This window comes from uncultured Nonlabens sp. (genome assembly GCF_947495285.1).
Taxonomy (GTDB): Bacteria; Bacteroidota; Bacteroidia; order Flavobacteriales; family Flavobacteriaceae; genus Nonlabens.
In genome coordinates this window covers 125721-133206 of the sequence record NZ_CANLXZ010000006.1, presented here as the reverse complement: position 1 = coordinate 133206, position 7486 = coordinate 125721, and the positions used below count along the sequence as shown (strand labels likewise).

1 protein-coding gene is annotated in these 7486 nt (G+C 39.1%); it reads left to right on the top strand.

All coding sequences use genetic code 11. The features are described 5' to 3' along the window. Positions 1–33: 33 nt before the first annotated feature. Complete coding sequence (locus tag Q0838_RS04000) at positions 34–7485, top strand: gliding motility-associated C-terminal domain-containing protein (protein WP_298951621.1); 7452 nt, start codon at positions 34–36, stop codon at positions 7483–7485. Position 7486: the final 1 nt, after the last annotated feature.

Here is a 7486-nt window from a genome sequence, read left to right as displayed (position 1 = left end):
CCAGTAGCTGATGATGAAGTAGTTACAGGAGCAATGATAAATGCTTTACAGCAAGTACCTGTTGTAACTGGTGATGAAGATCCAGATGGAAACGATGCGAACTTAGCAATTACAGAGATTCTTGATGCCGATGGTACAGTATTTCCAATAGTTGTAGGACAAACGGTTACGTTGAGTGATGGTACGATGGTAACATTACAACCGAACGGAGTTTTAGATGTAGTTCCAGCATTAGACAGCACAGAACCAATCAACTTTGATTATACATTAGAGGACGAAGACGGTTTAACAGATACAGGAAATGTAGACATTACATTTGTTCAGTTACCACCAACAGCGGATCCTGAAGTTGTAATGAATGCAACAATCAATACTCCAGTAAACATTAGTGTTTTAGATGGAGATGAAGATCCAGATGGAGATAATTCTAATTTAATGATTACTGAGATTATTGACGCTGATGGAACGGTAACACCGATAGCACCAGGGGCAACAGTAACATTAAGTGATGGTACAATGGTAACCTTACAGACTAATGGTACTTTGGATGTAGTTCCAGCACCAGATAGTACAGAAGATATTGACTTTAGTTATACAATAACAGATGAAGATGGTTTAATGGCAACAGCTGATGTTGATGTTAGATTTGATCAACTACCACCAGTAGCTGATGATGAGATGTTAGTAGATCAGTCTATCAATACTCCAGTAGTAGTAGATGCCTTAGACGGTGATGAAGATCCAGATGGCGATAATGCTAATTTGACGATCACAGAAGTAGCTGGTCAGGCTATTACAGAAGGCGGTATGCCAGTTGTGTTATCTGATGGTACAGAAGTTACCTTAGTAAATGGTGAACTAGTAGTTACCCCAGTAACAGACAGTACAGAGCCGATCAACTTTGACTATACAATAGTTGATGAAGATGGCGAGTCAGATACAGGAAACGTAGACATTACTTTTATACAGTTACCACCAGTAGCCGATGATGAAGTAGTTACAGGAGCGATGATAAATGCTTTACAGCAAGTACCTGTTGTAACTGGTGATGAAGATCCAGATGGAAACAATGCGAACTTAGCAATTACAGAGATTCTTGATGCCGATGGTACAGTATTTCCAATAGTTGTAGGACAAACGGTTACGTTGAGTGATGGTACGATGGTAACATTACAACCGAACGGAGTTTTAGATGTAGTTCCAGCATTAGACAGCACAGAACCAATCAACTTTGATTATACATTAGAGGACGAAGACGGTTTAACAGATACAGGAAATGTAGATATTACATTTGTTCAGTTACCACCAACAGCGGATCCTGAAGTTGTCATGAATGCAACAATCAACACGCCAGTAAACATTAGTGTTTTAGATGGAGATGAAGATCCAGATGGCGATAATGCTAATTTAATGATTACTGAGATTATCGACGCTGATGGAACGGTAACACCGATTGCACCAGGCGCTACAGTAACATTAAGTGATGGTACAATGGTAACCTTACAGACTAATGGTACTTTGGATGTAGTTCCAGCACCAGATAGTACAGAAGATATCGACTTTAGTTATACAGTAACTGATGAAGATGGTTTAATGGCAACAGCTGATGTTGATGTTAGATTTGATCAACTACCACCAGTAGCTGATGATGAGATGTTAGTAGATCAGTCTATCAATACTCCAGTAGTAGTTGATGCCTTAGACGGTGATGAAGATCCAGATGGCGATAATGGTAATTTAACGATCACAGAAGTAGCTGGTCAGGCTATTACAGAAGGCGGTATGCCAGTTGTGTTATCTGATGGTACAGAAGTAACTTTAGTAAATGGTGAACTAGTAGTTACCCCAGTAACAGACAGTACAGAGCCGATCAACTTTGACTATACAATAGTTGATGAAGATGGCGAGTCAGATACAGGAAACGTAGACATTACTTTTATACAGTTACCACCAGTAGCCGATGATGAAGTAGTTACAGGAGCGATGATAAATGCTTTACAGCAAGTACCTGTTGTAACTGGTGATGAAGATCCAGATGGAAACAATGCGAACTTAGCAATTACAGAGATTATTGATGCCGATGGTACAGTATTTCCAATAGTTGTAGGACAAACGGTTACGTTGAGTGATGGTACGATGGTAACATTACAACCGAACGGAGTTTTAGATGTAGTTCCAGCATTAGACAGCACAGAACCAATCAACTTTGATTATACATTAGAGGACGAAGACGGTTTAACAGATACAGGAAATGTAGACATTACATTTACTCAGTTACCACCAACAGCAATTATTGATACTGCTGAAACTGATCCAGAGACGTCAGTAAACATTAATGCTTTAATTAATGATGAAGATCCAGATGGAGATAATGTTAATTTAATGATTACTGAGATTATCGACGCTGATGGAACGGTAACACCGATTGCACCAGGCTCGACAGTAACATTAAGTGATGGCTCCACGGTAACATTAAATACAAATGGTACTTTAGATGTTATTCCTGGTCCAGGTGCTGTACTAGTAGAATTTGATTATACTTTAGCCGATGAAGATGGTTTAACGACGACAGGTCAGATTGAAGTTACAGTAAATCAGCCGCCAGTGGCAGATGATGTGGATATTCAAGCCTTGGGAGTTAATGCACCAATTGTAATTACACCAGTGGTTGATGATCCCGACGGTAATAATATTTTATTGACCATAACTGAGATTACAGACCCAGTTACGGGAGTAAGTACACCAATAGATGCTGCAAACCCAGTAACGTTAAGCGACGGTACGGTGGTTTCTTTAGATACTAATGGCGATTTAATTGTTACCCCAGTAACAGATAGTAGTGATCCAATTGCTTTCTTATATACGGTTGAAGATGAGGATGGCTTAACTGATGAAGCTAGTACGACTATAACCTTTGGTCAGGATGCACCAGTAGCAGTGATTGATGAGGATTTGGATAATATTCCTGGTACTACAGTAGGTATAGATGTTGTTTTTAATGACACAGACGCGCAGGGTGATAGTACAATTGATCCAACAAGTGTTAGTCTTGTGACTCCATTGAATGCTACTGATGTAATATTGGATGCTGATGGTGATGTAATTGGATTTACGATATTAGACGAAGGGATGTGGCAAGTGAATCCTATAACAGGAGCAATTAGCTTTGTGCCAGAGTCAGGTTTTGAAGAGAATCCAGCACAAATAGCTTATACAGTAAGGGATAATAGTGGTAATGAAAGTAATGAAGTTGCAGTAGTTATTACTTATGATGATGACTGTTTGGTTAATCCAAATGCAGATTGTGATGGTGATGGTGTAACTAACGCAGATGAAATTGCATTAGGTACAGATCCAACGGATCCATGTGAAGGAGAAAACCTAGCAAATGTTGATTTATCCGATATGCTGTCCGACTGGTATGTGGCAGACTGTGATGGTGATGGTGTTAGTAATGGAGCAGAGGTAGATCCTAATATGGATGGAATTGCTGGACCAAATGATACAGATCCTAATGATCCATGTGATTTCGATATATCAGATATTACTTTAACACCTAGTGGAGATTACCTAACAGCAGATTGTGATGGTGATGGTGAGACTAATGGTTCTGAAATTGCTAATGGAACAGATCCAAATGATCCATGTGATTTTACTGCAGTAAGTGTTACGTTGACACCAAGCGGTGATTATCTAGCAGCAGATTGTGATGGTGATGGAGATTCAAATGGAGAAGAATTAAATAATGGTACAGATCCATTAAACCCATGTTCGGGAGGTAGTCTACCGAATGTCGATTTGAGTGACACTAATAGTGATTGGTATATCTCAGATTGTGACGGTGATGGTGTTATCAATGGTACGGAAGTAGATCCTGATATGAATGGAGTTGCAGATCTGGATAATACAGATCCTAACGACCCATGTGATTTTAATAATGATGATGTAACTGTTCTTCAAAGTGCAGCTTATATGTTGGCAGATTGTGATGGTGATGGAGTGTCTAATGGAGATGAAATTATAGATGGTACAGATCCTACAGATCCTTGTAGTTTTGTAGTAGGAAGTATTACATCTGCACAGGCTGGAGCATTCTTGAATGCTGATTGTGATGGAGACGGTGAAACAAATGGTTCAGAACTTGCAAATTCAACCGATCCTTTAGACCCATGTTCAGGAGGAAGTTTACCTAACGTCGATTTAACTAATACGACTAGTGTATGGTACAATGCAGATTGTGATGGTGATGGAGTAATTAATGGAACAGAGGTAGATCCTAACATGGATGGAGTTGCTGGTCCTTTTAATACAGATCCTAATGATCCATGTGATTTCAATTTAAGCGACGTAGCTGTTATGCAAAGTGGTGCATACTTAGCAGCAGATTGTGATGGAGATGGTGTTACTAATGGAGATGAGATTACTGATGGTACTAACCCACTAGATCCGTGTAGTTTCTTAGTTGAAAGTTTAACACTTACTCAAATGGGTGATTTCTTAACTGCAGATTGTGATGGCGATGGTGAAACAAATGGTTCAGAACTTGCTAATTCAACAGATCCATTTGATCCATGTTCAGGAGGAAGTTTGCCTAACGTTGATCTAACTAATACTACTACTCTTTGGTATAATGCAGATTGTGACGGTGATGGTGTGATTAATGGTACTGAAGTAGATCCTGATATGGATGGTTCTGCTGGTCCTGTTAGTACAGATCCAAATGATCCTTGTGATTTCACTCTAGCAGATGTTACAGTTTCACAAAGCATCCGATTCCTTACATCTGATTGTGATGGAGACGGTGTCACTAATGGTGATGAACTTAATGATGGTACAAATCCATTAGATCCTTGTGATTTAGTTTTAGGAAGCGTTTCTGTTATGGTTTCTGGAGATTATTTATTAGCAGATTGTGATGGAGATGGAGAGAGTAACGGCGACGAACTCGCTAATAGTACTGATCCTAATGATCCATGTTCAGGAGGTAGTTTACCTAACGTAGATTTAACCAACACTACTAGTATGTGGTATAATTCAGATTGTGATGGTGATGGTGTTATTAATGGAATAGAAGTAGATCCAGATATGGATGGTAATGCTGGTCCTGATAATACGGACCCTAATGATCCTTGTGACTTTAATCCTATCGATATTACTATTGCACAAAGTATTGGTTACTTAAATGCAGATTGTGATGGAGACGGTGTCACTAATGGTGATGAACTTAATGATGGTACAGATCCTAATAATCCTTGTGAATTCTTATCAGGTAGTATTACTATTGCTCAGTCAGGTGTTTATCTTGCAGCAGATTGTGATGGCGATGGTGAGAGTAATGGAGATGAACTTGCTAATAGTACAGACCCTAACGATCCATGTTCTGGTGGTAGTTTACCTAATGTAGATTTAGCTGATACCAATAGCCTTTGGTACAACGCAGATTGTGATGGCGATGGTGTTACTAATGGAACAGAAGTAGATCCAGATATGGATGGTAATGCTGGTCCTGATAATACGGATCCTAATGATCCTTGTGATTTTAATACTAGTGATGTAACTCTAGTTCAAGGTACAAGTTACCTAGAAGCAGATTGTGATGGAGATGGTGTTACCAATAGCGATGAAATTGCCGATGGTACAGATCCTAATAATCCATGTGAGTTTTTAGTAGATAGCATGTCTGTTGCACAATCAGGTGATTACCTTGCTGCAGATTGTGATGGAGATGGTGAATCAAACGGTTCAGAACTTGTAAATTCAACAGATCCATTAGATCCATGTTCAGGCGGTAGTTTACCTAACGTAGATTTAACTGATACGAATACCCTATGGTACAACGCAGATTGTGACGGAGATGGTGTTACTAATGGAACAGAGGTAGATCCAGATATGGATGGTAATGCTGGTCCGGATAATACAAATCCTAATGATCCTTGTGATTTCAATAGTGCTGATATTACTTTAACACAAACAGGTGGTTATCTTACTGCAGATTGTGACGGTGATGGTGTTACTAATGAGGACGAAATTGCCGATGGTACAGATCCAAATGACCCTTGTAATTTCTTAGATGATAGTGTCACTTTAGTACAGACAGGAGATTACTTATTAGAAGATTGTGATGGAGATGGAATTAGTAATGAAGATGAAATAGCTACAGGTACTGATCCTAACGATCTTTGTGATTACGATGCGTCTGCTCAGGCTACTACTACGGCAACAGTTGCTTGGTTAGCTGCAGATTGTGATGGTGATGGAGTTTCAAATGGAACAGAAATTAATGATGGAACTAATCCACAAGATCCTTGTAATTATGACGTTGCTAACCAGGTGTTAGTAAATGTTACAGCAGAGTGGAACATGTTCGATTGTGATGGTGATGGAGTTTCTAATGGAGATGAAATCGCTGATATGACAGATCCTAATGATCCTTGTGATCTTACATTATCAAGTGTAACACTTACTCCTTCAGATGATTTCTTAGATGCAGATTGTGATGGTGATGGTGTTACTAATGGAGATGAGATAAGTGATCTAACGGACTTCAATAATCCTTGTGATTATTTAACAGTAAGTCAGACAGTACAACCTTCTGAGGTTTGGAATATGTCAGATTGTGATGGTGATGGTGTTAGTAATGGACAAGAAGTTATCGATGGTACAGATTCACAAGATCCTTGTGATTATGATCAGGCATCTCAGGACCCTGCAGCAGCAAGCTCTGCTTGGGATAATCTAGATTGTGATGGTGATGGTGTTACTAACATTGATGAAGTATTGGAAGGTACAGATCCACAAGATCCTTGTAGTTTAATTCTTGAAGATCAAACCTTAATCCCTTCTGAATCTTGGTTAGACGCAGACTGTGATATGGATAACGTGCCTAATCGTGTGGAGTTAGCTCTAGGGGATACGGATGGAGATGGAATTCCTAACTTTTTAGATAGAGATGACGATAATGACGGTGTATCTACCATTAATGAAAATTATGATGGTGATAATGACCCAACTAATCAAGACTCTGATAATGACGGTATTCCTGATTATCTTGATACTGATGACGATGGAGATGGTATAGCTACAGTAGATGAAGGTTCTAATCCTGATGGTGATACTGATCCTGATACTGGTGATACTAGTGATCTTGATAATGATGGTATTCCTGATTATCTTGACCAGGATGTTAGAGGTATAACCGTATTTAATGCTGTTACTCCTAACGATGATAATGAGAACGATTTCTTCTTCCTTCAAGGAATTGAGAACTTTGATAATACCGTTAGAATTTACAATCGTTGGGGAGTAGAGGTTTATAACGAGGTTGGTTATGACAACGTTACAAAACGATTCGATGGAATTTCTAATGGTAGAACAACAATTTCTTCAGGAGAGAAGTTGCCTACAGGAACGTACTACTATGTTATTGAATATGTCGATGACTTTGGTGCAACTCAACAACTAGCAGGATATCTATATATCAGATAAA